The sequence below is a fragment of the Modicisalibacter coralii genome, assembly GCF_004117855.1.
Lineage (GTDB): Bacteria > Pseudomonadota > Gammaproteobacteria > Pseudomonadales > Halomonadaceae > Modicisalibacter > Modicisalibacter coralii.
On record NZ_QWBW01000005.1, the window covers coordinates 1 to 631 of the forward strand.

Below are 631 nucleotides of genomic sequence, written 5' to 3' on the forward strand. Positions count from 1 at the left end.
CTGTTCGCCCGCGATGCGGCCCTTCTCGAGCACGACCACGGGAATGTTCCGTTCCGCCAGTGCCAGGGCCGCGGTGAGGCCGATGATGCCGCCGCCGATGACGACCACGGTGGTCGAGGCGGGAACGTCGCTGGAGGTTTGTACGGGCGTTATTGTCGGTGCCATGGCGGGGAGTCCTGAAGGAAGCGAAGGGGCGAAGGGCAGGGAAGCGACCGGTTGGCCGCCTCGCAAGGCACGAGCGGATCAGCTCATCGGGCGGAGGTGTCGATCCGCTCCACGTCGGCGCTGCCGGCGCCGCGATAGACAAGGACGAACAGGAAGACACCGCAGACCGCGGCGCCCAGCGGCGGGCAGGTCACGGTGATGGTCGGGTCGATACCCCGCATCTTCCGACCGAACAGTGTCATGACGGTCTCGGTATCCGCCGGGTTCTGGATGAAGATCCGCGCGGACACGATGTCGGCGAGACCGCTGCCCACCGACCCTAGCGCACCGTCGATATTGGCAAGGACCTGCAGCAGCTGCTCGCTCACGTCATCGGGGATCGCCTTGGTCTCGGGGTTGCGCCCGGCGGTATTGGATACCAGGATCCAGTTATCGACCGCCACTACACGTGAGTAACTCCCCAGTT

General features: G+C 65.8%; 2 protein-coding genes. Both read right to left on the reverse strand.

The window, feature by feature from the left end:
- A partial coding sequence (locus D0901_RS00485) for an FAD-dependent oxidoreductase (RefSeq protein WP_129138329.1) occupies positions 1-165 on the reverse strand: 165 nt, incomplete at its 3' end.
- Positions 166-248: 83 nt separating this feature from the next.
- A complete protein-coding gene (locus tag D0901_RS00490; protein WP_129138330.1) occupies positions 249-629 on the reverse strand; it encodes a Rid family hydrolase in 381 nt (126 codons plus the stop codon).
- Between the last annotated feature and the right edge of the window lie 2 nt (positions 630-631).